The organism is Shewanella donghaensis (assembly GCF_007567505.1).
Classification (GTDB): domain Bacteria; phylum Pseudomonadota; class Gammaproteobacteria; order Enterobacterales; family Shewanellaceae; genus Shewanella; species Shewanella donghaensis.
The window spans coordinates 3567547-3593903 of the sequence record NZ_CP041783.1; the positions used below are offsets into that span (position 1 = coordinate 3567547).

The window sequence follows — 26357 nt, forward strand, 5'->3', positions numbered from 1 at the left end:
TTACTGTCCCTGCTTGGATTGTGACTGGCTACGTTGTGATTGCTCATCATCGCGCCAAAAATCATAAAAATTAAACCACTGTAAAGGTTGTTGTGTCGCAAAATGCGCTAAGCGGCGACTGTATTCAACAACAGCATCGGTTAATCGTTCGGTGCGGTCTTTACGTGGGCCTTTTAAGCTATCAGATAAGTGTTCTACATGGACATGATATCGCCCTTGTTCTTGCAAACAGAACATGGTGTAAACAGGGCAATTTAATAAACCCGCAAGAATAAAAGGTCCTTGGGGAAAGGCTGCTTGTTGGCCAATAAAGTCAGTGTAAATCACTCGACCAGCGGTATCAGACGAAGTGCGATCTGCTGCAATCACGACTAATTCACCAGCGGCAATTTTCTCTTGCAATAACACGGCAGTGCTTGGCCCGAGTTCATCCACTTGAATTAAGTTCAAACTGCTATTAGGGTTAAGTTGTTTCAGTACATTGTTGAAATTTTCAGCATGGCTTGTCAGCACCATGACATTCACTTTCACTTTCTGCTGGTGGATTGAAATGGCGCGGCATAATTCGAGATTACCTAAGTGAGACACCAGCAATACAGCGCCTTGACCTGTGGCTAATTGGTCAGCCAGCACATGCCTGTCAGCAAAATCTACGTGTGATAACTTAATGCGATCGCACCAAGCATCAATTCGATCTAATGCTGCGTTACCAAAGGCAAAAAAATGCTTGAGGCTATCTCGCCAAGTAACAGGATCTGATAATAACTGCTGATCAGGGTGCTGCTGTTTAACACGGCGCAAAAAGTCTAAAGATGCATTACGCGCAGTGGCGCCGGTTAAAAAGAAGTAGCAAATAACAGGGTACATGATTGCTCTGCAAAGCCAGTGTCCACCTAAACGATAGCTATCAGCGAGTAATTTCACCCCCCAATAACTGCCGCGCTCGCCCATTACAGACCAGTGTTTATTAGTGTTTTTTTTTGCCAGTATTGATGGCAAGCGTTTAAGCATGCCGAAAAATAACCCGGTATGCATGGCTGAAATTCGGACGTTATCTTTAAAGCCTTGGAAGTGACTAATGCCATCTTCAGGGTAAATCACTTTTGTGGGGATATGGACGACAGGCACGCCTTGCCAGTGCATTTTGACCATGATTTCAATATCAAAATCCATGCGTTCACCTAAGGCTTGCTCACGGAATAGTTGCTCCGTCGCGGCAAGTGGATAGACTCGAAATCCACACATTGAATCTTGAATATCAAAACTTAGGGTTTCAATCCATACCCAAAAATGGGTGATATAACGACCATATAATCGCCCTTTTGGGACTGACTCGTCGTACTGAGGTTTACCTGAAATTAAGGCTAAAGGTTGCTGAGTCGCGGCGTCTATCATTGCAGGAATATCATCTAGGCAATGCTGGCCATCTGCATCGACTTGCAAAGCATGGCTGTAGCCATCTTTGAATGCTGCGCGAAGCCCTGTTGTTACAGCTGCACCTTTACCACGATTAAAGGGATGGTGGATCAGACTGACCCAATCATATTTGTCGGCTAATTCTTGTAATAAGTAACGTGTGTCATCGTTACTGCCATCATTGATTAAATAGCAGTGTAGCCCGAATGGTTCAAGCGCAACTAAGGTGTCAGCGATGGCTTGTTGATGATTATAATTGGGAATAATGATAGCTAGTTTCATGATTAACTATCCTTGGTTAAAGATTGCTGAGACTCGATGCCGCTCGTATCGAAGGCAATTCTGCCGGATGCAAAACGCTTGTCACCATCTTGATAGTGAAAAGTGAGCTTGGCTTTATCTGGATTGTGACTAATAACTAACTCTACATGGGTATTAGGCAGCAATAACTGTTGGAACTTAAGTACTTCCAATGTTGCAACCGTAGGTTCATAGCCAAAGGCTTTACTGCCAAGCTGAATGGCCCAATCAAGTTGGGTTACACCGGGTAAGACGGGTTGCTCGTCAAAATGACCTTTAAAGAAATCGAGCTCAGCAGCAACAAAGATCTGCCAGCTTACGCCGTTATCAAAGGTTGTTTGACTTATAATTTGAGGTAAAGCTGATTTAATCATCATTGAAAACTGCTAATAAATCCGTTTGTATTCGCTTACCTTGGGCATTTGTAGGTAAAGCATCAGGGTAGCGCCAGCGTCTTGGTAAAGTCACTCGTTCAAATTGGCTGAGTAAGTGTTGTTTTAAGAGGTTATTAACGCTTAATTTGCCTAGGTCTAGTTGTGCTAAACCTTCAGTGGTTAAGGTTATTGCTGCGCCAAGCATAATTCTTGGTTCAGCAAGTTGTATCACCGCGGCTTCTTTTACAAAGGGATGAGTACATAAAAGACCTTCCATCTGGGCTAACGATAAGCGTTTTTCTTCTACTTTTACGATACGGTCTAGCCTGTGCAATAACCTGAATCGACCATCTGCTTGTAGGTCGATTTTATCATCGCATTTAAGCCACTGTGTTGAACAAGGCAAGTAAGGAGACTTAATCATCAGCGCGCCATCTTCACTGTCAGAGGCTATTTCTATCGGGCTAAAAGGTAGCCAAGTACGGTCAACTTCTAGTTGTCGACGATAAGCAACACCGCCAGTCTCAGTGCTCCCAAATACTTCAATTGGCAATTGACCATAGCAAGTGTGGATATGCTGGGAGGCTTCATAACTTAATGGGCCGCCAGAGCTGAATATTAAGCTTGGCGCTAATTGCTGTTGCTCAAACTCCAATGCTTCAGGTAGACGAGATAATTGCGCGGGGCTACTGATTAAGCAAAGGTTAGGCATTAATGCAATGTAATAACTTAAGGTTTCTGGGTATTCAACTAAGTCACTTAAAAAAGGCCTGTTTGCGGCAAGTGGCCATAAAATCTTGAATAATAGACCATAGATATGTTGGTGAGAGACTGTTGAAATGACACTACACTGTGGTAATCGGGCTGCAAATGTTTGTTCTAATACGCTCACTTCAGCATCAAGTTGTGCGATCGATTTTTCAATGGCTTTAGGTTCACCACTGCTGCCAGAGGTGAATAATACCAACTCACCTAAGTTGTCTGATTTCGGCCAATCTTTGGTCGGTAAACCGAGTTCTTTTTTGAGTAAGATAAACTGTTTAACTTCCGATAACGGCTGATCTGCTATGACGCCATCAAAAGCATGATTGAGTTCTGTTAACGTACCGCCTTGGGTATTTGATGGCAGTATAATTTGCTTACCTGCAAGTAATGCTGCACAAATACCCGCAGCAAATAAATCGCTGGTTTCTGCTGCAAGTAACCAGCGTTTAGCTGGACTGGCTGAAAGCTGTTCGTATAAATACGCCACATGAGATTTAAACAGATTACCTGTCACGATATCATGGTGATTGAAACTTATGAGTTGTTGGGTTTTCGGGCCAGTCTGTAACCAGTTAATCAGCAAGTTATTCATGTTTTCTCAACCAAAATGTACGATACAGCCATTCTCCACCAAGCAATAAGCCCATAAGAAGATAAGCAATTAAACCATTGTAAAGGGTCCACATTTCTAGTGTGGAAAACTGGGCTGTATAGAATGCAACTGAGCCATTTAATACAAACAGTCCACACCAAAGTAGGGTGACTTTGTTTAAATAACTGATAGCAGCATCAGGTAAGTCCGGTTCTTTTAACCTTGCGAGTCTCTCAATCATGCTGGGCCCTTTTATTAGCGAATAACTAAAGAGTCCTAGCATGGTTAAATTAATCACTACAGGATAAAACAGTAACCAATCATTGCGTTTGGCAATAAAACTGGCAGCGGTTAATCCAATGCCCACTATTAGCGGCAACGCCATAGAGGCAAGTTGTTGTTTATTTAGCGCCAAGCGCGCAATAAGAATAATGCATAGTAATAGTGCTATTGTGCCAGGAGGCAAAAACTGCAAACCCAAATAGACCGCTAAGGGGTAGCAAACTAACGCAATAGCGGTGAAGATTTGCAATAACAGCATTAGTCTTTCATTAACCCTTCGATAGCATTGACGACATCTTCAACCGTTCTAACAGTCTTGAACTGATCTGGCTGAATCTTCTTACCTGTCATCTGTTGCAGCTTAATCACTAAATCAACGGCATCAATGCTGTCTAAATCCAGCGCTTCATAAAGTGAGGCATCTAGAGTGATATCATCAGCGTCAATTTCAAATTCATCCACAAGAATTTGAGTTAACATTTCAAGGATTTGATCACGACTTTTCATGATAATTCCTTAAGAACGTTGTGATTCAATAAAGCTAGCTAAACTCGCAACACTGAAAAAGTGTGCTTTAGTGGCTTCTGAGTTCGCTTCGATTTTGATATCGAATTTCTTTTTGATCGCTAAACCAAGTTCAAGAGCATCAATTGAGTCTAAACCTAAGCCTTCACCAAATAGTGCTGCATCGGTTTCAATATCACCAATGCTGACGTCTTCTAAATCGAGACAGTCGATGATCAGTTGTTTGATTTCATTATGTAAAGTCATATTAATATTCTAATTTTGATTGATTTTATTTTACTTTCACTAAGTCGTTACTAGGTACTAAGGCGAATAATTGCTGTTGATAATATTGCTCTAAATCGCGGGTTAATACTCTAGCCAATTTAGCTTCGCTACTTTGATTAGTATCATACATCAGGTGGTCAAAAGCTGCGCCAATTTCTACTGACATATTCATCGTTTGCCTTGGAATGTCGTACCAAGGTTGTTGCTTCGTTAGCCCAGCCACATCAATACGCAGCGTGACAGGAATAATGTTTTTCTTCGTTCTAATGGCAATGTTTGCAGCACCGCGGGCAAAAGGATTGGTTTTCTGCCCTGCCACAGTACGAGTACCTTCAGGAAATATAATTAAGTTTGTATCACTATCAAGAACTTGCTGGCAATCTTGTAATAATAACTCTGCTCTACGGTTAGGTATGTAACCAGCAGAAGCCAAAACGCCTCTAATAAATGGATTTCGCCATAGTGTGTTCTTAACAATGCAGCCAGCATTAGGCATTAAGCTAATGAGTACCACTACATCAACTAGCGTAGGGTGATTTGCTATCACTATTACACCTTTTGCATCAGTTAAAGCTTGTATATTTTTAGTGGTTACCTTGATGACTCCAGTGGATGTCAACATCCACACAAAGCCTTTAAACATTTTGTGTACGGCTTTCTGAACTCTAGCAATACGTTGTTGTTTCTGACCCGGCCAAAAGCGAAGAATAGGCAATATTGTGATAGAGCTCAGTAGCCCACCAAGACCAAACGCCACATAGCACAATACTCCGCCAATCCAACGGGGGATATAAGCGAGGCCAGTTAACCGCGTTGCGGTTTCTATCTGGAGATTGTTGAGCTGATTACTTGTCATTATTGACCGTTATAGCTCTTTAGCTGCCACTGCCATTGGCATAATTGACCGGATTTCGCTTTATCTGAGGCGATTGCATGAATGAGTTCAGCAAAGCTAATCGGTTGGGGTGATGCAGCCTCATTATTATCACTATTCGTTAATGTCAGTTGGGCAAGTGTTTGAGAGTGACCGCTGTTAGCTGGGGCTAAATAAAGCCCCATGGCAAGCGGTAGTTCGAATTCTAGAGTGAATTGATTATATATGGGCGGGACAGGATCGTCGCCAAAAACCATTAATACAGGTTCTGGGTTTTCTGCAAGCTGAGCGTAGACTTCAACCATCGCTAGTGAAAGTGTTTCTTCACCTGCCGCAATAGACGTTGAGGGGGCAGTGTTACCGGTGACAATACCGTATATTCCACTGGCTGTATTATGAACTGATTGGCTGAAAGCGAGTGGTGACAAAGACTCTTTGATGACCACATCTTTTAGCAGTCCAAGAGTACGAGTCAGTTCGCCATGGCGTGATGCAAATACACTGCGACAATTTTCTGCAGGATTACAATCATAGGCAGCAGTCAGCATCATTTTAGTTAACCGACTAAAACGTCTGCGTTTCATTGCAGGTACTTGAAGTAAGGGCGGGGAGATAGAGCTAGCATTAGGAGTTAAATTTGAATCGGAGGCGCGCTTATCCCATTCGCTCCAGCTCTCTTTATTTTGAAAGTCTACAGACCAAGCACCCCATGAGAGAATATCAAATACTAATTGCACTACTTTGCCTCTGATATGACTCAGGTATCCCTAGCTGAGTTAATAATACTACTGGCTGATTGTACCGTAATTCTAACGAGACAATGAAGTCTTTTTGTGTGAGGCTAAATAAAAATAGCGACATAAATGTCGCTATTTTTGTTATGTAATCAATAGAGGCGCTGATAAATTCATTAAGTCGTAACATACTGTTACTAATGAAGTACTATATTGCCCGCTTAACTATTTTGCCATTTGTTGTTGCAGCTTTCTGATGGCTGTTTTGATCTTGAGGCTGTTTTCAGGTCCCATACGCACCATAAACTTTTGCACGTTGGGTAGCGCTTCAAGCTTAGGGTCGACAAATTGATAATTCACACTGATAGAGCTTAATTCAATAGGATCTTCAATGATCGGTGCGGCTAAAATCACTTTAAAAGCTTCTTGCATTCGATCGTCAAATGACATGTCGCTATAACCTAATTCTTCAAATGCTTCGTCGAATATTGGGGTGAGTTCTTTGTAAGTACTGATCAGTTGTTGTTCGTTCATACCTGACATCATGTTGGCGTATAGGTCATAACGATGATAACTATCAGGATTTAAGTAAGTTTTATTGGTTATTTCACTCACTGTAAAGCTGTCTTTAGGGCCTTTTAATGGGCTAGCTTTGTGAATAACTTCACCTTGTGCCATGTTATCAACAAAAACCACAAACTGACGGGCAATGTCTTTTTTCAAAATCAATGAATCGATTTTCATGCCATCAGCCATATCAATGGTTTTCTGTGCCACAAAATCATCACTTTCAGTCAGTGCTGGTAAGGGTTCAACTACGACTTCAGGTTCCGCTGGTGCCTCAATAACGGTTGGTTCAATGACCTTAACAATGACTTCTTCAATGGGTTCTTGTTCAATTGGCTGTTCTGGTACCGGTTCAGGTAATTGCACAGGGATCGGAAATTCAATTTCAGGTTCACTATTAGATGTGAAATAGAAATAGCCAGCGCCAGCAAGTAACACCGCAACGGTAATGGCGATCACACCTGCAGTACTTCCACTGGCACGGTTATATTGTGGTGTTGCTCTGTCTTCTTGATTGGCTTGCATTTCTATTCCTTAGCTTTAAACGTCGAAAGTGGAACCGAATACGGGTTAATTATAGGTTAGTCATGCTAACAAATATTGCTTAAACGAATTTAACCTTAGGCTTCATTCTGCAATAATCTGCTCACTTGTCTAGTAATAACATCGCAAGGTTAACAATAATTTATGCTTGTACGTATTGTTGGCGATCACCCAACCATCGATGAATAATACTGTCGACATTGTCAGGTACTCGTTGCATGACATGTGTCGCTAGTTTTTGTGTATTTTCAATGAGATATTGATCTCTGACTAAATCTGCAATTTTCATTTCAGCTAAACCAGTTTGTCGAGTACCGAGTACTTCACCTGGCCCTCTAATTTCTAAGTCTTTTTGTGCGATAACAAAACCATCATTGCTGTCTCGCAGCACCCCTATACGTTTGGTCGCGGTTTGAGATAACGGCGCTTTATATAATAAAACACAATGGCTTGCTATTGAACCACGGCCTACTCGACCACGTAATTGATGTAATTGAGCAAGGCCTAAACGCTCTGGATTTTCGATAATCATTAAGCTGGCATTTGGCACATCAACACCGACTTCTATAACCGTAGTGGCAACTAATAAGTGTAGTTCACCCGCTTTAAATTGAGCCATGATTTGCTGTTTCTCAGCACTCTTCATCCGTCCGTGAACTAGGCCGACTTTGAGTTCCGGCAATAACTTAGCTAACTCGGCAGCAGTATCTTCAGCGGCTTGGCACTCAAGTACTTCAGATTCTTCAATTAAGGTGCAAACCCAATATATCTGACGATTATCATTTATTGCTGCTTGTTTGACTCGCTCAATAACTTGTTCTCGACGATGGTCCCCAATTGCGACGGTGGTTACTGGCGTTCTGCCTGGTGGTAACTCATCAATGACGGAGGTTTCTAAATCCGCATATGCTGTCATCGCTAATGTTCGTGGGATTGGTGTTGCTGTCATTATTAATTGATGCGGATGAAAGCCTTGGCTTACGCCTTTTTCCCGTAAGCCTAAGCGTTGATGTACGCCGAAACGGTGTTGTTCATCAATGATAATTAGCGCGAGTTTATTGAAGCTAACTTTTTCTTGAAAAATAGCATGAGTGCCAATCACCATATTGGCGCTGCCATCAGCAATGTCTGCTAGAGATTGAGTTCTAGCTTTGCCTTTTAATTTACCCGCTAACCAACCGACTTTAAGGCCTAGTGGTTCAAACCATGCTGCAAAATTAACCGCATGTTGCTCAGCCAGCAATTCGGTGGGTGCCATCATCGCCACTTGATAGCCATTTTCGATGGCTTGCAGGGCTGCTAATGCCGCAACTAATGTTTTACCCGAACCCACATCACCCTGCACTAAGCGCATCATCGGAGTGGGTTGTTCAATATCGATGCTAATTTCAGCCCCTACACGTTGTTGAGCACCGGTGGGTTTAAACGGTAAGGCCTTTAAAAATGGGTTTAGCAGCTGGCCTGTTGCAGGTAATGTGACGGCTTTATCGAGGTTATTACGTTGGCGTAATTGCAACATACTGAGGTTATGGGCAAGCAGCTCTTCTTGTACCAATCGCTGCTGAGCTGGGTGCATTCCTAGCTCTAAATCTGATTGTACTATGTCATTGGGTGGTCGATGAATTAATGATAAAGCTTGGCTGATGCTCATATTATTCGGCTGTAACTCAGGCGGTAATAATTCCTGTAAGCCGCCTTGATTGAGCATGGCTAGAGCCTGTTCAGACATTTTTATCCAGCTGGCTTGTTTTAATCCTTCAGTGGAAGGATAAATCGGTGTCAGTGATTCACTGAGAGCTGCATTGTCGCCGGCTTTTATAATTTTGTATTCAGGGTGGATAATCTCAAAGTGGCGATTACCACGTTTGATTTCGCCATAAGCACGAATAATTGCGCCATTTTGCATGCTATTACGCTGGGCTACGGAGAAGTTAAAAAAGCGTAATGTCAGATGGCCTGATTCATCTGCAATGTTGCAGGTCAGCATACGTCTGCGGCCCGGTACTATCTGAGTCGAGAGTATTTCGGCTTCAACGGTAGCGTACATTGCAGGGTATAACGCATTGATGGGGTAAATTTGGGTTCGGTCTTCATAACGCAGAGGCAAATGAAACAGCACATCTTGTACTGTTTTAATCCCCAGCTTTTCCAGCTTGTCAGCGACTTTTTTAGCGACGCCTTTTAAGTCGGTTATCGGAACCTGATCCAATGGTTGCAAATCTACAATGCCTTTCTGTTTTTGAGTCGGTTACAAACTTCGTTATTTGGCGATTATTGTTAGTAACCAATGCTAGTAGCTGAAGTGAGTTACTAAACCTAATGATTAAAACTAGCGATAAAGTTTGCACTTATCCCAAGAGTTATACACTTAGCTTTATAGCACACATGGTCGTTAGCAACGATAGTACTGTAAATATATACAGATGTATTGCTTATCTTAGCAGAGTTTTAAAACAAGGCAATATTAATCCAAATAACAAGTTTAACGGCCTTTATAACCAGCCCTTTTGTTTAGCAATTCTTGCGGCATCAATACGATTAGTCGCACTGAGTTTACTAATCGCTTCAGAAAGGTAATTACGCACAGTGCCTTCAGCGATGAATAACTTAGCTGCTATATCACTAGTTGATAGCCCTTCACTGGCCAATCGCAGGGCTTTTCTCTCTTTATCATTGAGTGGGTCGATATCGCCAATTGCGCTGATAGCCAATTCAGGATCGATAACTTTTTTACCTGACATAACCAGTTTAATCGCGCTAACAAGACTATCTGATGGTGCATCTTTTAACAAAAAACCTTCGACACCAGAGCTTAGTGCGCGCTTGATATAACCCGCGCGGCCGAATGTGGTTAAGATGATGATCTTAGTTTTAGCTTGGGCCTGAGCTTGGTATTGCTGTAACCATTGTGCGAGTTCAAGTCCGGTGTGGCCGGGCATTTCAATATCACTAAGGAGCAAATCAAAATGTTGTTGTTTCAGCAATGTCATGGCTTGGTTACCATCTTCAGCTTCAGTGACGTCGACTTCACCTAATTCACTTTTAGCCAGAGTCAGTAATGCCGATAGTGCACCTCTTACCATGGCTTGATCTTCTGCTAATAAAATTTTCATCAATTATACTTCCATGTCTTTTTCTGGTGAGCTTTGGAGTGGCAAGCTAATGGTAAAACGGTAACCATCTTCAGTATCATAAGTAAACTTGCCGTCTAACAGTTCCACTCGTTCTCTTATCCCTTTTAAACCATTACCTTCTTCAATAGCTTTAGTCGATGAGTTATCACTAAGGCTGCAGTCGAGTTGATTGTCTGTTATTTGATATTGCAGCAAACATTGGCTGGCGTGGCTATGTTTCACCATATTATTCACTAGCTCTGTCAGCATTAACCCTAGCTGGGATTCTTGCAATGGGGTTAACTCAGGCAGTTGCCCATCAATATGAACCTCGATACCTTTGTGTCTTAATAAGCTGCAAAGTTGATTCACCGTTTCTTCCAAGCCCTTATGTTTGTAGTTTGAAACCGTTTGGCGAATTTCACTTAAACTATTTCGGGCAATATCTGCTAGTTCTTGTAAATGCTGTTTCGCGAGAATTAGTTCTCCTGCTTCAACCAGTTTTTCAGCGAGTTGTGCTTTCAGTGCAATGGAAGATAAATTGTGGCCCATGATGTCATGTAAATCTCGCGCAATACGTTCGCGCTCAAGTGCGGTGGCTAAGTTAGCTATTTCATCATTTGACTGTCTTTGTTGGCGCCTGATGCGTTCATTGTTATGTTCGACGACCCCAAAAAGTCCGACTACAAAGGTGATTAGCATGCCGTACAGCGGGAAATAATACGCTTCATAGCCAATCATATAATCCAGTAACCACAACCAGCCACTAATAAGGATAAAGCTAATTATTGCCGTGCGAAGGGAGTAAAAAAAGCCAATGAAAAAGCCTGCAAAACTGAAAAATGAAATCGAGCCTGTGGTAAATACAGTGGCGATACTCGCTGTCATGAGCATCAGAGCTAAGGGGTATTTCGCTTGAGAGGCCGAACTTTTATAGGCCCAAAAGTAACCATATAAAAATGGCATGATTAAAAACAAACTCACAGCAACTTGAACCCAATCATCCTTCATAAACCAAATCGGAATGAAGTAAAAAATGAGATTAAGTAGATATACCCAAGCCGTTTTTTGCTTATAAGCTCTTTCTGGGTGAATGGCACTATTTGTTGTCGAACTATTTGTCGCACTAGTATTAGACATGAAGCCTCCTTGCGAAGTTAGCATACTGTAACTCAATAGAAATGTGTATGAGATCAGTTGCTAACTTCAAGTTACCTATCACTCGTTATAATGCTTGCTGCTTGAGTAAAAAGTTTGCCCATGCGTAATTAGGATCAATGTCTACTGCCTGCTGCCAATCATTAACAGCTTGTTGTTGATCTCCCAATTCTTGCTTAGCTAGGCCGCGCCAAGTGTACGCTTCAGTTTGTCCCCAACAGATATTGTCACATGGTTGTTCATAAAAGGTGATGGCATCCGTGGCATATTGCTCAGCTTTATCCATGCCGCCGCCATATTGAGCAGGAGTATAAAAGGCGCTCATTGCTCTTACTAAAGCTATTCGTGGATTTTCTGGGCTGAGTTGTTCTGCTTGATTCAATAAATTGCCTGCTTTCATCCCAAGAGATTGTCCTTTGGTTGGATCATTAGCTATTTGCATGCCGTAAACAGATGCCAGTAACGCCATTGATTCTGCATCGTCTTCACGGGTCAATACACTTTCAAGTGTCGACTGCGCATCATTAAGGGCTTTTTTAGCCACCCCGCGTTGACCACTAATATTCGCTGTAATAGCGGTGCGATATTCAGCATAGGCATGTTCATAATCCACAGATTGTTCGCTGAGTAATTTTAGCTGTTGTAAATTCATTGCGTTGGCGGCCATATCGATAGCACCAATATCGGCATTGCTAGTACTAGTCACTAAAGTGAGTGTTACTGCAATGACTGTTGATTTTAAGCTTAGTGATTTAAAAATTAGTGATTTCATGATTAACTCCGTTTATTCAATTTAAGGTGTGTGTTGCTACGGAATTAGTATCTAAGAAAGGGCTTGAAGAGTGCAGGCACAAACGTCACCACTTTGAGGTGACAAATGTCATTGATTAGCCGCAAGTGTGTTTTATGACTTGCGGCTGCATTTTTAACTATATGATTTTTCGATATTTAAAATAATTACTAATGGTTTAACTATGCATTTATCACCAGGTAGCTGATATAACCGAGATAACTTGCCACTAAAATGCCACCTTCGCGGCGACCGAGTCTAAGACCTGTATACGCAAAAGGCAGTAATATTACCGCTAATGCAATCATTACAATCCAATCAATTGAGCTTATTTCGTTACTAATAATAGGATGAATAAGCGCTGTCACCCCTAAAATACCCAATATATTAAATAGGTTTGAGCCAATCACATTACCAATGGCAATATCACTTTGGCCTTTTAATGCCGCCACGATTGAAGTGACGAGTTCAGGCATACTGGTGCCAATAGCGACAATCGTTAACCCAATAATGACTTCACTGATCCCAAAAGAGCTGGCCATGGCCACAGCGCCATCAACAAATAAAATCCCACCGCCAACCAGCATGCTGATGCCAACAATAATAAACACAATAGATAGGAACTGGTTTTGGCTTTGATCTTCTTGTTGGGCTTGGCTTTTCTCAGCAGTAAAATAACTGAATGACAAATAGGTGATGAGCAAGGCTGTCAGAATGCAACCATCCATGAAGCTTAACCCGCCATCGAATAGTAAGGTCCAAAATAGCAGTGACGCAGCAATCATAATCGGAATATCACGGCGCACCATTTGTGACTCAATTTTTATGGGTCGAATTAATGCGGTGATCCCGAGAATTAAACCAATGTTAGCGATGTTTGAGCCAATCACATTACCTAGCGCGATGCCACTATTGCCTGCAATGGCCGACTTAACACTGACTGCAAGTTCTGGCGCACTGGTACCAAAGGCGACGATAGTTAGGCCAATAATCAGCGGTGTTAACCCTAATTTCAGGGCTATTTGGCTTGCTCCACGTACTAGCGCTTCAGCGCCAATCGTCAGGATAACAAAGCCACCAATAATCGATAAATACATAAACATGAGTAAGACTCGTAAATAGATGGAATTTCAAGGCGGGCAAGCATAAGTCGATTGTAAATTTAAGCAATGCAATTTAATTGATACAACAATTAATTTTTATTCATCAATACTTTTTAGTGTTAATTAGTTCTGATTAAACAAAAAAGCACACTAAACAGTGTGCTTTTTCTAATAATTATTGCTAATTAAGCGCTCACAGCTCGTCTTCCCAACAAACTTTGGCACCACGAACACCATCAACTTTGGCGCTGAATTTCTTCTCTAATACATGACGCTTAATTTTAAGCGTTGGTGTTAAGGCGTCATTATCAATGGTCCAAGGTTCAGTGACGACAACAATGGCATCAACATGTTCGTGCGACTCAAGATGTGGGTTAACACTATCGAGTGTGGCTTTTAGTGAAGCGCGAACTTCTTTACGAGACTGCAAAGTAGAGCCTTCAGATAACTGCACCAAAGTAATAGGATGCGGTAAACCAGAACCAATAACACATAGCAATTCAATATGTGGATCTTGTGCTAATCTTCGTTCAATTGGCACAGGCGCGACATATTTACCTTTCGATGTTTTAAAGTTGTCTTTTACACGACCTGTTATTGAAATACTGCCATCTTCATCTATCTCGCATAAATCGCCAGTATGGAAAAAACCATCAGCATCAAAGCATGCTGCGGTGGCTTCTTCCTGTTGGTAGTAGCCGGTCATTAATCCTGGGCTTTTAACCATTAGTTCGCCATCGTCAGTTCGGCGTACTTGGCAGCCTTCAACCGGGCGACCCACACTGCCAATTTTTGAAGCGTCAAATGGGTAATTGATAATCGAGTAGGCACAGTTTTCAGTCATGCCCCATGCTTCCGATATATTCATACCGATTTTGTAATACCACTCTAATTGGTTAGGTGGGATCGGCGCCGAACCTGAGCCCAATAAGCGACAATGTTCAAGCCCTAAACCTTTTTGGATTTTTCTTTTTACTAAGCTGCTGATAATAGGGATTTTAAGCAGTAAATCGAGTTTGCTTTGGCCAATTTTATTGACGATGTTTAGTTGGAACAAGGTCCATAGACGCGGTACTGAGAAAAATACCGTAGGGCGGCAACGCTGAACATCAGCAACAAATGAATCTAAGCTTTCCACAAACGCGACTGAAGAACCTGAATAAAAAGATGAACCCTGAATCGCCACACGTTCAGTAATGTGCGCTAAAGGTAAGTAAGATAATAATCTATCAGTGGTATTGGTCTTTAAATCACGCACAACCGCTTCACAGGTCCAGCCATAACTACCAAATGTTTGCATGGCGCCTTTTGGCTTACCTGTTGAACCTGATGTGTAAATAAGGGTCATCATTTGATCGCCAGAAGGAGTTGGCGCATCCACTAGTGGCTGACCTAGTTCAAGCAGCTTTTCCCAATGGTACTGAGCCGGCATGGTGTCATAAGGCATTGCTAAGCGTAAAATTTCTCCACCTACACCGGCTTCTTGGTCTGCCCAAAAATCGAGTTTACCGGTGAAAATGGCTTTTGCACCACTGTGCTCTAACACATAACGAATCGTTTCTGAGTTAGCGGTCGGATAAATGGGTACGCTGATGTAGCCACCATGCATAAGCGCCAGATCGGTAATAAACCATTCTGCACAGTTTTTTGATAGTACGGCAATTTTATCACCAGGCTCTAAACCTAGGTGGCGTAGTGCACCAGCAATTTGTTGAACCTTCTGTTGAACTTCTCCCCATGTGAAGTCAACATATTGGCCATTAATGGGTTGTCTTAAATAGACTTCATTCGGTTGAGTCTCAGCCCAATGGGATAACATTTCTACTGGCGTTTTCATTAGATTTTCCATCGACAATTCCATGTTCGTTTTTGTTTTTGATATAGGATGTGTATGTTTCTATTGAGCTAACGTAATAATCTTAGTATGGCTATTTATCAGCCTGTTCGCAAACACGAAGAGATTAAAATGAGTTAATTAAGACTAATAAACTAGCATGTTTCGCTGAAAAGTGAATAGCTGTCGAGTAAAAACTCTAATAAAAAAGGGCGCCATAGGCACCCTCTAGTGTAAAAGTCTGTTTGTGAACTAGATCACCATTATTCCATCCATTTCGACTAATGAGTCTTTTGGCAGCTGTTTTACGCCAATTGCAGCACGTGCAGGGTAAGGTTGAGTAAAGTAGCGAGCCATGATTTCATTCACGGTAGCAAAGTGGGATAAGTCGATTAGAAAGATGTTTAGCTTCACGATATCACTCATTGAACCGCCTGCAGCTTCACATACCGCAGTTAAGTTTTCGAATACTTGCACAACCTGCTCAGAAAAGTCATCACTAACCATGTCCATGGTGCTGGGTACGAGTGGGATTTGGCCAGACAAGTAAACAGTGTCGCCTACTTTTACTGCTTGAGAATAAGTGCCAATTGCTTGTGGAGCTTTATCGGTTGCGATGATGATTTTTTCTGCCATGACGCCCTCTGCGATCAAATAAATGAATTAACTTCTAAGCAATTAAGTCGCTTATCAGTTTAACAAATCAATCTTACTAATTATCGTATGAGGTGTGCAAGACTTCTGCGAATAGCAGAAGTCTCTGAGGTATTATTAGCGGTTACGTGAGGTGCGTAGGACTTCTGGTAATACACGGATTCGGCGCATGACATTAGCCAAATGAACGCGGTCATCTACTGAGATACGTAGGTTAATTAAATAAACTCTGCCATCACGTTCTTCAGTGCTCAAGTTATGAATATTTGAGCCCGTAGCTGCAATAATATTGGTGATTTTAGCGAGTGCACCTTGATGGTTAACAATCTCAACGCGTAAATTCGCTTGGTAGGTTTCACCTTCAACATTATCCCAATGGACTGGAATATATTTGTCTGGTTCACCTTGATAACCACGAATGTTAGCGCAGTTTTCCATATGAACCACAAGGCCTTTGCCTGGGCTTACATGGGCAATAACAGCATCACCAGGGATTGGGCGACAACAATTAGCAAAGGTCACTAACATGCCTTCAGCACCGCGAATTGGCATCAAATGCTCTTCGGTGTCGCTGTCTTCATTCTTAGTAGTGAGTTTTTGTCCCATCAATCGTTGGGCAATCACGATACTCATAGCATTACCAAGACCGATATCAGCCAGTAATGATTCAAGATTATCGTGCTTGGTTTCTGAAATGACTTTGTCTAATTGCTCAATTGCAATATCGTCTAGTTTGTTTTCACCTAGGGCATGGTTCAATAGGCGTTTGCCTAATGCCACTGCATCATCACTGGTTAAACTTTTCAGTACTTGGCGGATTTTACCGCGCGCTTTACCGGTTACCACGAAGTTAAGCCATGCGGCGTTAGGTCGTGCACCTTTAGCGGTAATAATTTCAACGGTTTGGCCTGATATTAACGGCTGGCTTAATGGATAAGCTTGGCGGTTAACACGGGCACCGACACAGGTATTACCTACATCAGTATGAACTTCGTAAGCAAAATCGACCGCAGTAGAATTTACTGGAAGTTCTAAAATACGACCTTCAGGCGTGAAGACGTAAATTTCTTCAGGGAAGAGTTCAGTCTTAACGTTTTCCACAAATTCAAATGAGCTACTGGCGCTTTGTTGCAGCTCAAGCAAGCTTTGCATCCACTTATGAGCGCGAACTTGGGTGGTACTTTGTTGTGAACTGCTAGTACCGCTCTTATACATCCAGTGAGCAGCAACCCCTTTGTCAGCCATAAGATCCATTTCTTCAGTACGTATTTGTACTTCAACAGGAACCGCATGGGGGCCAAATAATGAGGTGTGCAACGATTGGTAACCATTGCCTTTTGGAATAGCGATATAATCTTTAAAACGACCTGGATGAGGTTTATAAAGACCATGCATGGCACCTAGTACACGGTAACAAGTGTCAATGGAATCGACCATGACTCTGAACGCGTAGATATCCATGACTTCTTGAAACTGCAGCTCTTTGTTACTCATTTTGCGATAAATTGAGTAAAGGTTTTTCTCACGGCCTTTTACGGTGCCTTTAATACCGGCATCTTCAAGACGAGTGATAATGGCAGCTTCAATACTGTTAATCAGTTCTTTTCTATTACCACGTGCTGCTTTAACGACTTCTTTAATGACACGATAACGCATTGGATAATAGGCTTGGAAACCTAAATCTTCTAATTCGCTTTTGATATTGTGAATACCAAGACGGTTAGCAATCGGTGCGTAAATCTCTAACGTTTCGCGGGCAATACGACGACGTTTGTCAGGACGTAATGCACCCAAAGTACGCATATTATGCGTTCTATCGGCAAGCTTGATCAAAATAACGCGGATATCCTGCGTCATTGCCATCATCATCTTGCGGAAGTTTTCTGCTTGGGCTTCTTTTTTATCGCGAAACTTAATTTTATCAAGTTTAGACACGCCTTCGACGAGTTCAGCCACGGTTACGCCGAATAACTCAGTGAGTTCATCTTTAGTAACAGGGGTATCTTCGATGGTGTCGTGAAGCAGTGCAGCCATTAACGTCTCGTGATCGAGGCGCATATCTGCAACGATGCGGGCAACCGCAACGGGATGGGTAATATAAGGTTCGCCACTTGTGCGCATTTGCCCTTCATGGGCATCACGCGCAACAATGTACGCCTGCTTGAGTAATTCTACTTGCGCAGGTTCTAAATAACCTGACGCAGACTCCTTTAGACCTTCAAACAGATACAAGTGGCGCTACTCCTTAAAGTGAACGGCCTTCAGCAATTGCTGCAACAGCGGCAATTTCAGCAGCTTCGCGTTCACGTACAGTTTGACGCTCATCAGCGTCTAATGTGTTTGAAGTGACTAGGCCTAATTCGATTTCGCGTAAAGCGATAACCGTTGGCTTGTCATTCATCTCTTCAACCATTGGGTCTTTACCTTGCACAGCGATTTGGCGTGCACGACGCGCTGCAACCAGGATCATGTCAAAACGGTTGCCGATTTTGTTTACGGCGTCTTCTACAGTTACGCGAGCCATGTGGTGAAACTCCAGTGTTAAATATGGGAAAAAGTAACGCTAAATTGTACTTAATGACAATTAGTCTGCTAACAGATCGTCAATCATATCATTGTGAGTATGGATCTGACTAGCATAGGTTGATCTTTGGCTGCGAATGATCGCATAAAGATCGCCTAACGCAGTGTCGAAATCGTCATTCACAATAACAAATTCATAATCAGTATAGTGTGACATCTCTGAGACTGCTTGAGCCATGCGGCCATCAATGATCTCTTGGCTGTCTTGTCCTCGACCTGTTAAGCGTCGTTCAAGCTCAGCTTTTGAAGGCGGTAAAATAAATACCCCTATGGCTTCGGGCATCACTTTTTTAACTTGCTCAGCACCTTGCCAATCAATATCTAAAAAGACATCAATACCTTCAGATAATGTTTGCTCAATAACCTTGCGGGATGTGCCGTAATAGTTACCAAACACCTCAGCCCATTCAAAAAAAGCTTCATCAGCGATGAGGGCTTTAAAATCTTCAACAGTCGCAAAGTGATAATGTTGACCATTAACTTCACCTGGACGTGGTTGGCGGGTGGTGTGTGATACAGACACTTGCATGTCGCTTGGCTTATCTTTTAATAATGCAGAGATAAGTGAAGATTTACCGGCGCCACTTGGGGCAGACACAATAAATAGATTTCCTCTCGCGCTCATAGTGCAAATTCCAACCAGATTATTTAACAGGGCGAGTATTATACTCAAAGCGTCACCATTTGCGAGATTTGTGATGGAAAAAACTGCATTTATGTCGAGTTGATAATGGAAGTTTTTCTCCACTTTATAAAATGTTATTGATTGTATTAAGTCATATGCGTGCAGGTGTAGGGCTATTTCATTTTGATATCTAGGTTAATAAAAATGTTAACTGACTAGGTTAATGGTGTGAATTAGGTTGAAATTGATATTTTTAGAATTAATTTAGCTGCAAATAGGCCTGTTTCGCTGACTTTAGTGAGGAAATTGTTTAGTCTGCCAGTAGTTCACTTTTTGATTATTAGGATTTCTTGTGTCGATCGCATCCTTATTTTGCCTCCAAGGCCGAGATAACAGTCAACGCGTGCTCGCTATTCAATTATGCAGTTTGTTTTTTGTATTGATAGTTGCGCTGCTTTTTTCTCATTCTGCTACCACGCTTATCGCGGGACTGTTGGCATTACCTATCAGTGCATTAAGCAGTTTACGTCGCTTAAGAGACGCGGCTAAGCCAAACACTTTGGTCGTGATACCGAGTCTATTACTGTTATTTTTTACCTTATCGGTAGGGTTTGAGTTTCCGACTCCTATATCCGTTATCATCTTTGTATTGGCTGCTGCTGTAAGTGGCGGTTTTGCATGGTTCTCAGCGCCGAGTGCTAACAAAAGAAAATCTAATAATACGTATATGATGGGTTATCAAGGTCCGCATGCAAAACCAGCAACGGGTGCACGTGAGGCTCGACGTAGGCATGAACCCACGATTGGGGATGGTGCTCAAACAACTTCTCATTTAAATTCAAATTTAGAACCAAACGCTGACTCGGAAAGTTTTAATACTGAGAGCGAACATTTTGACGATGAACTTGGCCATGAACCAGGTTATCAACAAGAAACAGTCTATAAAGATGGTGACAGTAATCAGTTTACCGCAGCCGATAATAGCGCTGATAGCTTTGACGCTAATGACGCCAATAACTACAGCCCAGAAAGTAATGAATCATCAACAGAATATCAAGCTGATGAAAAGCGGACTTATCGTGTTGATCAAGGAGCATTAGAGTCAGGTTCGATGACTGAACTACTCAAGTCTTGGCTGATATGGGCGCAGAATAATCAAAAAATGTTAATCATAGCGGCTAAAGCTGTTGGGGTGATATTTGTTGTTGGCATCGTTATCTATTTGGTGAGCTTATTATTTAACAGTACTGAAGACACTGAACCCGTCGCCGTTGAAACTGCTCCCATTGAACAACCTTTAACGTCAAACGAAACTGCTAGAGTCAAGTTACCCGATGGTTTTTGGTTAATACTCCAACAAGATATTTTGGTGGTACGTTGGATGGGTGATGAAGGCGATGCACAACCTATTTGGCGCTTAGATACGGCCAAAGGCGATAAAAGCTGTGCTGAGTTAATATTTAACGATGGCAGTAAAATCAGACCTGTTACCGTTGATTTAATGGCTGATAGTGGCACCGAAGCAAAGTTCTCTCCATTGGATAATAAAAAGCTCATCAACAATGTTGCCATGCGTGGTAGCTTTAAACTTTGTGGCTATAACTTTAGTTTAAAAGGCAGCCAGGCCACGTTATCAAGTGAGCCGGCATTTGAACGATTTATTAAAAGCTTATAATGGCATGAAACCTTTCAGTTAATGATGTCACTAGTGTTGTCGTCAGCGATGGCTTAAACTGTTTGGCTTGCAAAAAGAAAAGATATGGAGTGTTGGGTGGTTGAGTTTATTAGGCAAACAATTTTGCCTTTATATGGAATTGCAGAATCAGAAGTAACAAATGCCAGTATTTCGCCTCTAGGCAATGGCCATATTAATCAAACCTATTTGGTTAGGTGGTCAACTGGGCAAATGGTACTGCAAAAAATTAATACTACGGTGTTTAAAGTACCTGACGTATTAATCGATAATGCCACTAAAGTCAGCCAACACTTAAATAAAAAAGCAAAAACTGGCGAGTATCAGCTTGCGGTTATTTCACCTATCCCATTAAAAAATGGCAAATTTGCTGTCGATCTTGCTGATAACGGTTTTTGGCGTTCAATTAGCTATTTAGCCAATAGTGCCACTATCGAAGTGGTCAGCAATGAAGATGAAGCTAAAATGGCCGCCAGTGCATTTGGGCACTTTGCCTCAGCATTAAGCGATTTAGATGCCAACAGCTTACAAGATGTTATTCCTAATTTCTTAAACCTCCCACAACGCATTGAGCAACTTAAACAAGCTGTAACTGACGATAAAAGTCAGCGTTTAGCGGCTTGTCAGCAGTGGGTTGATTTAGTGTTAACTCAGCAGAATTTGTTTGACGAGCTGTCATCAATTGAGCAAGAACTGCCTCTAAGAATTTGTCATAACGACACCAAAATCAATAATATGCTGTTTGATAAGCGTGATATGTCGAGCATGGCTGTGATTGACATTGATACCTGTATGAAAGGGTATTTGATGTATGACTTTGGCGATATGGTACGAGGTTTTTGTTCGCCAGAAGAAGAAGACTCGACCGCACTGGATAAGGTGATTGCGCGGCCAGCAATCATTAAGGCAGCTACTGAAGCTTATACGACTCAGTTATCTAATATTCTTACCGCGACTGAAAAACGCAGTCTGTGGTTAGGCATTAAAGTGATGGCGCTAATGCTAGGTTCCCGCTTTTTAGCCGATCATTTAAATGGCGATGTGTATTTTGGTATCCATCGTGAAGGCCATAACCTCGATAGAGCAGCTAATCAGCTAACGGTGTATAAAAGCCTTGTTGAACAACAGCTGCATTTAAAAACCTTATTTGAATAACGCTATTCTTAAATTGAACAGTCTAAAACTGATCCGTCTTAAATTAATCAGCTGGATTTAATAACGCGTATGGCAGTCCTAATAACCGCCATTTTGTGCTTTGAAGTATATGAAAAAAATAAAAGGATAGGGTAAATGAAGTACCAGTGGATATTGTTTGATGCCGATGAAACCCTATTTGATTTCGATATCTTTGCTGGCCTTAAACTGATGTTTTCTCGCTTTGAAGTTGACTTTAAAGCCACTGATTTTGAATTTTATCAATCAGTGAATAAACAACTTTGGGTTGATTATCAGCAAGGGTTAATTGATGCGGCGCAGCTGCAACATACCCGTTTTTTACATTGGGCTGAAAAGCTTAATGTCACCACCCAAAGACTCAACAGTGACTTTTTAGCTGCAATGGCCGATATCTGCCAGCCATTACCCGGTGCTAAACAGTTAGTGTCTAGCCTTGCAGGTAAAGCAAATCTTGGCATTATCACCAATGGCCTGACAGAGCTGCAAAATGTCCGTCTTGAACGCACCGGCTTTAAGCAGTCATTTGATCATGTGGTGATTTCAGAAGAGTTTGGCAAAGCTAAACCCGATGTCAGTATTTTCGAGCATACCTTTGCGCTTATGGGTAATCCCGATAAGCAAAATATTCTAATGGTGGGAGATAACTTACATTCGGATATTTTAGGTGGGGTAAACGCAGGTATTGATACTTGCTGGCTTAATCATCACGGCAAAGCTGTGGTTGATGGGATTCAACCCACATTTGAAGTTAAGGATTTATATGAGCTGCATGACTATTTGAAGCAAGGGCTCTAATGGTTAAAGTTGCCAGTTAGCTTTAAGTTTACAACAAACATGATGTGACTATAAACTCAATAGGGATAGCAAATACTCCTATTGAGCCTTTACATCATTGCCTATTTTTACACTTTGTAAGTCGCTGCTTTTTCTTGATAATTTTCCGTAATTTGTTTCATTGCCGTAGCTCCTTGCGCTAGTTTTTCTATTTGTTGAGACAAAATCGATGCAGCTTCAGCATTCGCAAGAATTTCAGCACCCACCTCTTCAAGTTTCACCCCTTGATCCTGAGTTTCAGAGGCAACGACTCGGCTTAAGGTCGCCACTTGCTCAATCTGAGATGAGCGCAGCTCTAATCCTTTCGCTATGTTACTGGTGTGTTCAACATTATCGCTGGTTCGTTGGCTACCTAAATCCATCGATTCAACTGTTTTAATCATACTGGTATTTAAGCGTGTCAATACCGCAGCAATCTCATCTGTAGATTGACTAGTGCGTTGAGCAAGGGTGCGTACTTCATCAGCCACTACCGCAAAGCCTCTTCCAGATTCACCCGCTCTAGCTGCTTCAATGGCAGCGTTAAGTGCTAACAAGTTTGTTTGCTCCGAAATGCTTCTAATAGCTTGTAAAAGCGTGGTAATAGCCCCTACATCTTCAGTTAGTAATGATAAAGACTCGCTGACTTCTGAAGTATTGGTTTGCAGTGACTGCATATCTTGCATGATGTTTAGCGCCTGCTTGCGATCTTCAATACTGGAACTTGAGGCGTCACTTGCTTGATTGGCTGATTGCTGACTATTTTCTGTCACCTGTTGAAAATAGCTAATCACCATTTGTGTTGTATCTGCAATGTTATGGGCGTTTTCATTTTGCTTTTGAACCGCCGACTGACTGTCGTTGCTTAAACTCATTAAATTGTCCGACGTGTTACCCATTTCGACGGCAATATCACGATAATCTGTAAATAATTGGCTGAGTTCTTCAAGCATGACATTGAACGCTATTTCTGCTTGAGTATTAGCGTTATCAAGTCGAATGGATAAATCTTTCTCTTGAGATATTTGCTCAATGGAACTTGCAATACGTTGGTTTGCAACCGAATCTTCCCGCATCATTAATGCCACTCTGATTAAAATAATCGTTTCGGCTAAAGCGAATAATGCATGCACCAACATAATGCTCCAATTACAGTCTCCCGCAAAAATCATGATAGGTGTACCAAAAAGGCTACCGCCTTGTAACTGAATAAAAGTAAACAGCACATGATGCACAGCTACGGTCACTAAACTGGCCAGCAGTGGTTGCCAGCGTTGGTAAATAAGCAGTATTGCCATGGTGGCAAAAATGTGGAAATGCATTTCAATCATGCCCATTTGGCTTTGAATAAGCAGGGCGGAAACGGTCATCAATATAACTGCTGCAACGATTCCAAATAGCGCTGTCCCTTTTAATAAGCTATAGCTGACTTGCACAATCAATAAAATTGCAACAGCGGCAGATATACTGAAACTCTGCATTTCAGCACCTAAAAAGCCACTGATAAACAATAAGGGGGCTTGCAACATCAAAATACGGTAGACGTATGAATCATTTTTTAATAGTTGTGTGACTTGGTGATTATTATTCATAAACTAGCCCTAATTAACAGAATAAAAATAATGCTTTAGCTCAGCTAACATATCGTTAGTAGATAATTGCTTAGCAGTATAAATTCGCTCAACTTTTCCAGTTGATGAGATTAAAAATAAATTGCCTACATGATTAATTGTTTGTAATTGGCGATTGATATTTTCTGACAATTGTTGGTTCAAACGCATTAATTGTTTCTCGGACAATTCAGCACTGATAAATCTAGTTGAACGTTGATCAATGATTTGGTTTCTTACTTCTGTCGTATCATTTTGCGGATCAATGGTAATAAACATAAAATTAATAGACTGATTTGAGAGCATGGGATCAACGTCTATTAACTGCTCAAGTTGCCTCATTTGCTGAATACGGATAGGGCAAATTTCTGAACAGGATAAAAAGCCCATAAATAAATATGTTACCTCAATATCATCGAGTGGAAACTGATGGGGAAAAAGCGTGTAGTCCAGCCATTCAAACTTAACTAAGTTGTTGCTTTCAACCCGCAGACCATAACCTTCAGGATCATCAAACAGCCATTTACTCGTGATGCTCAATAAAGGAATCAAACTAAAACAAAATAGAATTATCCCTAAAGCTATGAGTTTTTTAATCGGTCTTTTCTCCATCCATAATTGACTGAATTAAACAAAAGTTTAGCAGCTTATATATAACTGTATCGGCTAAAGTCCATGAAAATGAATAATTAATACACTAAAAATGATTAGTACTTTAGTGTGAAGGGCTAATGAGTGAGTTTGGCAAGGAAAAAGACTGAGCCTCATTCAAGAATGAGGCGAGTTAATGGTGAGTATTTAATAAGAGTTTTAAGTTATATCTTGATTATTTTATGTCTTTTAGGCTAATGGCTAATGGTATCGATATTTTTATGTTTGCCCTTTTTGCTAAACGCTTCTTCATAAGCAATCATAAAGTCTTCTCTAATGTGTTGCTCTAAATGGGTTGCCCGTTCAGTGGGGCAAAAAATCATTATATGCACCATTTGCTCACCCGCAGGGCCACTATGGATATGAATGTGTGGCTCAGGCCCAGGTAAGTCCACGCCAGCATGCCTCTCGATAATATTGTTATAGCGCGTCGCCACTTCTAAAAAGTCTTCACAGTGGGCTTCAATCTTTTCAACTAAATCGGGGAATAGCGGATACAGGTTTACAAACTCGACTACTGTAATATTAAAGCTATGGTAAACATAACGCTTCATGAAGTTGAGGTTTTTCACCGCATAACTAAAGAACATACTATTAGGGAAGGTGACCGTTTTACCGGTGTAATGGTACTGGCCATGGTGCAAGTCAATTTCTTGAATCACCGTCGCCATTAAATTATGTTCAATCACCTCGCCGCACAGCTTACCTACTTCAATCCAATCGCCAATCACAAATGAGCGCGAACTAGCGCGCTGAATTGAGCCGGTAAAACACAAGATGATTTCTTTTGATGCCACCACAAACGCAATAGCAATAGCAGTTACCGACAGGGCAAATTTATTGATTTCTGTCTGCCACAGTAAAAACAAAATCATTACGATTAAGATGAAAGTGCCATTTTTAGTGCGCGACATCCATTTACGTTGCCCTTCGCTCACAAAAGCGATATCACCACGAATTTTAGATACCACAAAGCGTTTAAGCATCGACAGTAATAGGATGATTAATACAGTAACAAACAACTTATAGGTTGCTAAAAAATCAATGACGATAGTCAGTTGTTCCACAAAACCTTCTTAAAAAACGATTAATGAGTGCATATTTAGATTGAGCGCACACTTTATCATAGCTATAGATTAAGTCAGCTTTGACCAGTGGTTTTTATCTTCGATATTTTTGTATTAGCATTTTTTATTAACAACAAAATGCACTTAAAGAAGCTAGAGTTTTTTGAAGTACCAGCTAATGAAGTATCACTTAATGACATTTAACCGAAGGGGTATTACCTATGGGATTGTCACTACGAGATGCAAGG

25 protein-coding genes are annotated in these 26357 nt (G+C 41.4%); 3 read left to right on the top strand and 22 right to left on the bottom strand.

What is annotated here, in order from left to right; translation table 11 throughout:
* The 19 genes from FPK91_RS15400 to gmk form a co-directional block, all read right to left on the bottom strand.
* Positions 1-1698, bottom strand: a complete 1698-nt coding sequence (locus FPK91_RS15400) for a glycosyltransferase family 2 protein (protein ID WP_144212115.1) — start codon at positions 1696-1698, stop codon at positions 1-3.
* A 2-nt stretch (positions 1699-1700) separates the two neighbouring features.
* A complete protein-coding gene (locus tag FPK91_RS15405) occupies positions 1701-2090 on the bottom strand; it encodes an ApeI family dehydratase (protein ID WP_144214468.1) in 390 nt (129 codons plus the stop codon).
* Positions 2083-3447: an AMP-binding protein gene (locus FPK91_RS15410; protein ID WP_144212117.1), complete on the bottom strand. Its 1365-nt coding sequence runs from the start codon at positions 3445-3447 to the stop codon at positions 2083-2085. Before FPK91_RS15410 ends, FPK91_RS15405 begins: the two co-directional genes overlap by 8 nt.
* Positions 3440-3988, bottom strand: coding sequence for a COG4648 family protein (locus FPK91_RS15415; protein WP_144212119.1), 549 nt, complete (start codon positions 3986-3988; stop codon positions 3440-3442). The genes FPK91_RS15410 and FPK91_RS15415 overlap by 8 nt, the downstream gene beginning before the upstream one ends.
* Complete coding sequence (locus FPK91_RS15420; RefSeq protein WP_144212121.1) at positions 3988-4236, bottom strand: acyl carrier protein; 249 nt, start codon at positions 4234-4236, stop codon at positions 3988-3990. Before FPK91_RS15420 ends, FPK91_RS15415 begins: the two co-directional genes overlap by 1 nt.
* A 9-nt stretch (positions 4237-4245) precedes the next feature.
* Entirely contained in the window at positions 4246-4500 is a 255-nt protein-coding gene (locus tag FPK91_RS15425; protein WP_144212123.1) for a phosphopantetheine-binding protein, read from the bottom strand.
* Between the two features lie 25 nt (positions 4501-4525).
* Positions 4526-5377 (bottom strand): lysophospholipid acyltransferase family protein, encoded by an 852-nt coding sequence (locus FPK91_RS15430; RefSeq protein ID WP_144212125.1) that lies wholly within the window; start codon positions 5375-5377, stop codon positions 4526-4528.
* Positions 5377-6132: a beta-ketoacyl synthase chain length factor gene (locus FPK91_RS15435; RefSeq protein WP_144212127.1), complete on the bottom strand. Its 756-nt coding sequence runs from the start codon at positions 6130-6132 to the stop codon at positions 5377-5379. Before FPK91_RS15435 ends, FPK91_RS15430 begins: the two co-directional genes overlap by 1 nt.
* 222 nt (positions 6133-6354) lie before the next feature.
* The gene (locus tag FPK91_RS15440) at positions 6355-7221 is read right to left on the bottom strand and encodes a DUF3014 domain-containing protein (protein ID WP_144212129.1); all 867 of its coding nucleotides are present in this window, start codon (positions 7219-7221) and stop codon (positions 6355-6357) included.
* 160 nt (positions 7222-7381) lie between these two features.
* Positions 7382-9457, bottom strand: coding sequence for an ATP-dependent DNA helicase RecG (gene recG / locus FPK91_RS15445; RefSeq protein ID WP_144212131.1), 2076 nt, complete (start codon positions 9455-9457; stop codon positions 7382-7384).
* A 274-nt stretch (positions 9458-9731) separates the two neighbouring features.
* Positions 9732-10352 (bottom strand): response regulator transcription factor, encoded by a 621-nt coding sequence (locus FPK91_RS15450; protein ID WP_144212134.1) that lies wholly within the window; start codon positions 10350-10352, stop codon positions 9732-9734.
* Positions 10353-10355: 3 nt separating this feature from the next.
* On the bottom strand, positions 10356-11492 hold the full coding sequence (locus FPK91_RS15455; protein WP_144212136.1) for a sensor histidine kinase: 1137 nt from the start codon (positions 11490-11492) through the stop codon (positions 10356-10358).
* An 85-nt stretch (positions 11493-11577) separates the two neighbouring features.
* Entirely contained in the window at positions 11578-12282 is a 705-nt protein-coding gene (locus FPK91_RS15460) for a tetratricopeptide repeat protein (RefSeq protein ID WP_144212138.1), read from the bottom strand.
* A 200-nt stretch (positions 12283-12482) separates the two neighbouring features.
* Positions 12483-13403, bottom strand: a complete 921-nt coding sequence (locus tag FPK91_RS15465; RefSeq protein ID WP_144212140.1) for a calcium/sodium antiporter — start codon at positions 13401-13403, stop codon at positions 12483-12485.
* A gap of 193 nt (positions 13404-13596) precedes the next feature.
* A complete protein-coding gene (locus FPK91_RS15470) occupies positions 13597-15252 on the bottom strand; it encodes an AMP-binding protein (RefSeq protein ID WP_144212142.1) in 1656 nt (551 codons plus the stop codon).
* A gap of 237 nt (positions 15253-15489) precedes the next feature.
* Positions 15490-15873 (bottom strand): RidA family protein, encoded by a 384-nt coding sequence (locus FPK91_RS15475; RefSeq protein WP_144212144.1) that lies wholly within the window; start codon positions 15871-15873, stop codon positions 15490-15492.
* 135 nt (positions 15874-16008) lie between these two features.
* The gene (gene spoT / locus FPK91_RS15480; protein ID WP_144212146.1) at positions 16009-18123 is read right to left on the bottom strand and encodes a bifunctional GTP diphosphokinase/guanosine-3',5'-bis pyrophosphate 3'-pyrophosphohydrolase; all 2115 of its coding nucleotides are present in this window, start codon (positions 18121-18123) and stop codon (positions 16009-16011) included.
* 13 nt (positions 18124-18136) lie between these two features.
* Complete coding sequence (gene rpoZ / locus FPK91_RS15485; RefSeq protein ID WP_144212148.1) at positions 18137-18415, bottom strand: DNA-directed RNA polymerase subunit omega; 279 nt, start codon at positions 18413-18415, stop codon at positions 18137-18139.
* A 60-nt stretch (positions 18416-18475) separates the two neighbouring features.
* Positions 18476-19099 carry a guanylate kinase gene (gmk, locus tag FPK91_RS15490; RefSeq protein ID WP_144212149.1) on the bottom strand — a complete coding sequence of 208 codons (624 nt, stop codon included), beginning with the start codon at positions 19097-19099 and terminating at the stop codon, positions 18476-18478.
* Between the two features lie 352 nt (positions 19100-19451).
* On the opposite strand from gmk, the gene FPK91_RS15495 reads away from it, so the two are divergent.
* From FPK91_RS15495 to yjjG, 3 genes are all read left to right on the top strand, one after another.
* Positions 19452-20774, top strand: a complete 1323-nt coding sequence (locus FPK91_RS15495; protein ID WP_144212150.1) for a hypothetical protein — start codon at positions 19452-19454, stop codon at positions 20772-20774.
* A 96-nt stretch (positions 20775-20870) separates the two neighbouring features.
* Entirely contained in the window at positions 20871-21947 is a 1077-nt protein-coding gene (locus tag FPK91_RS15500; protein WP_144212151.1) for a phosphotransferase enzyme family protein, read from the top strand.
* A gap of 135 nt (positions 21948-22082) precedes the next feature.
* On the top strand, positions 22083-22763 hold the full coding sequence (yjjG, locus tag FPK91_RS15505) for a pyrimidine 5'-nucleotidase (RefSeq protein ID WP_144212152.1): 681 nt from the start codon (positions 22083-22085) through the stop codon (positions 22761-22763).
* A 107-nt stretch (positions 22764-22870) separates the two neighbouring features.
* On the opposite strand, the gene FPK91_RS15510 is transcribed toward yjjG, so the two are convergent.
* The 3 genes from FPK91_RS15510 to FPK91_RS15520 all read right to left on the bottom strand — a co-directional run bounded on the left by FPK91_RS15510 (position 22871) and on the right by FPK91_RS15520 (position 26109).
* On the bottom strand, positions 22871-24373 hold the full coding sequence (locus FPK91_RS15510; protein ID WP_193559170.1) for a methyl-accepting chemotaxis protein: 1503 nt from the start codon (positions 24371-24373) through the stop codon (positions 22871-22873).
* A gap of 9 nt (positions 24374-24382) precedes the next feature.
* Positions 24383-25003, bottom strand: a complete 621-nt coding sequence (locus FPK91_RS15515; RefSeq protein WP_144212153.1) for an SCO family protein — start codon at positions 25001-25003, stop codon at positions 24383-24385.
* Positions 25004-25236: 233 nt separating this feature from the next.
* Positions 25237-26109 carry a mechanosensitive ion channel family protein gene (locus tag FPK91_RS15520; protein WP_144212154.1) on the bottom strand — a complete coding sequence of 291 codons (873 nt, stop codon included), beginning with the start codon at positions 26107-26109 and terminating at the stop codon, positions 25237-25239.
* Positions 26110-26357: the final 248 nt, after the last annotated feature.

Bases quoted from the DNA above. Each gene is read 5' to 3' on its own strand.
- gmk (WP_144212149.1), bottom strand. From the start codon at position 19,099: ATGAGCGCGAGAGGAAATCTATTTATTGTGTCTGCCCCAAGTGGCGCC.
- FPK91_RS15440 (WP_144212129.1), bottom strand. From the start codon at position 7,221: ATGCAAGCCAATCAAGAAGACAGAGCAACACCACAATATAACCGTGCC.
- FPK91_RS15515 (WP_144212153.1), bottom strand. From the start codon at position 25,003: ATGGAGAAAAGACCGATTAAAAAACTCATAGCTTTAGGGATAATTCTA.
- FPK91_RS15405 (WP_144214468.1), bottom strand. From the start codon at position 2,090: ATGATTAAATCAGCTTTACCTCAAATTATAAGTCAAACAACCTTTGAT.
- rpoZ (WP_144212148.1), bottom strand. From the start codon at position 18,415: ATGGCTCGCGTAACTGTAGAAGACGCCGTAAACAAAATCGGCAACCGT.
- FPK91_RS15430 (WP_144212125.1), bottom strand. From the start codon at position 5,377: ATGACAAGTAATCAGCTCAACAATCTCCAGATAGAAACCGCAACGCGG.
- FPK91_RS15475 (WP_144212144.1), bottom strand. From the start codon at position 15,873: ATGGCAGAAAAAATCATCATCGCAACCGATAAAGCTCCACAAGCAATT.
- FPK91_RS15420 (WP_144212121.1), bottom strand. From the start codon at position 4,236: ATGAAAAGTCGTGATCAAATCCTTGAAATGTTAACTCAAATTCTTGTG.
- FPK91_RS15425 (WP_144212123.1), bottom strand. From the start codon at position 4,500: ATGACTTTACATAATGAAATCAAACAACTGATCATCGACTGTCTCGAT.
- FPK91_RS15460 (WP_144212138.1), bottom strand. From the start codon at position 12,282: ATGAAATCACTAATTTTTAAATCACTAAGCTTAAAATCAACAGTCATT.
- FPK91_RS15455 (WP_144212136.1), bottom strand. From the start codon at position 11,492: ATGTCTAATACTAGTGCGACAAATAGTTCGACAACAAATAGTGCCATT.
- FPK91_RS15470 (WP_144212142.1), bottom strand. From the start codon at position 15,252: ATGGAAAATCTAATGAAAACGCCAGTAGAAATGTTATCCCATTGGGCT.
- yjjG (WP_144212152.1), top strand. From the start codon at position 22,083: ATGAAGTACCAGTGGATATTGTTTGATGCCGATGAAACCCTATTTGAT.
- FPK91_RS15450 (WP_144212134.1), bottom strand. From the start codon at position 10,352: ATGAAAATTTTATTAGCAGAAGATCAAGCCATGGTAAGAGGTGCACTA.
- FPK91_RS15510 (WP_193559170.1), bottom strand. From the start codon at position 24,373: ATGAATAATAATCACCAAGTCACACAACTATTAAAAAATGATTCATAC.
- FPK91_RS15465 (WP_144212140.1), bottom strand. From the start codon at position 13,403: ATGTTTATGTATTTATCGATTATTGGTGGCTTTGTTATCCTGACGATT.
- FPK91_RS15410 (WP_144212117.1), bottom strand. From the start codon at position 3,447: ATGAATAACTTGCTGATTAACTGGTTACAGACTGGCCCGAAAACCCAA.
- FPK91_RS15415 (WP_144212119.1), bottom strand. From the start codon at position 3,988: ATGCTGTTATTGCAAATCTTCACCGCTATTGCGTTAGTTTGCTACCCC.
- FPK91_RS15400 (WP_144212115.1), bottom strand. From the start codon at position 1,698: ATGAAACTAGCTATCATTATTCCCAATTATAATCATCAACAAGCCATC.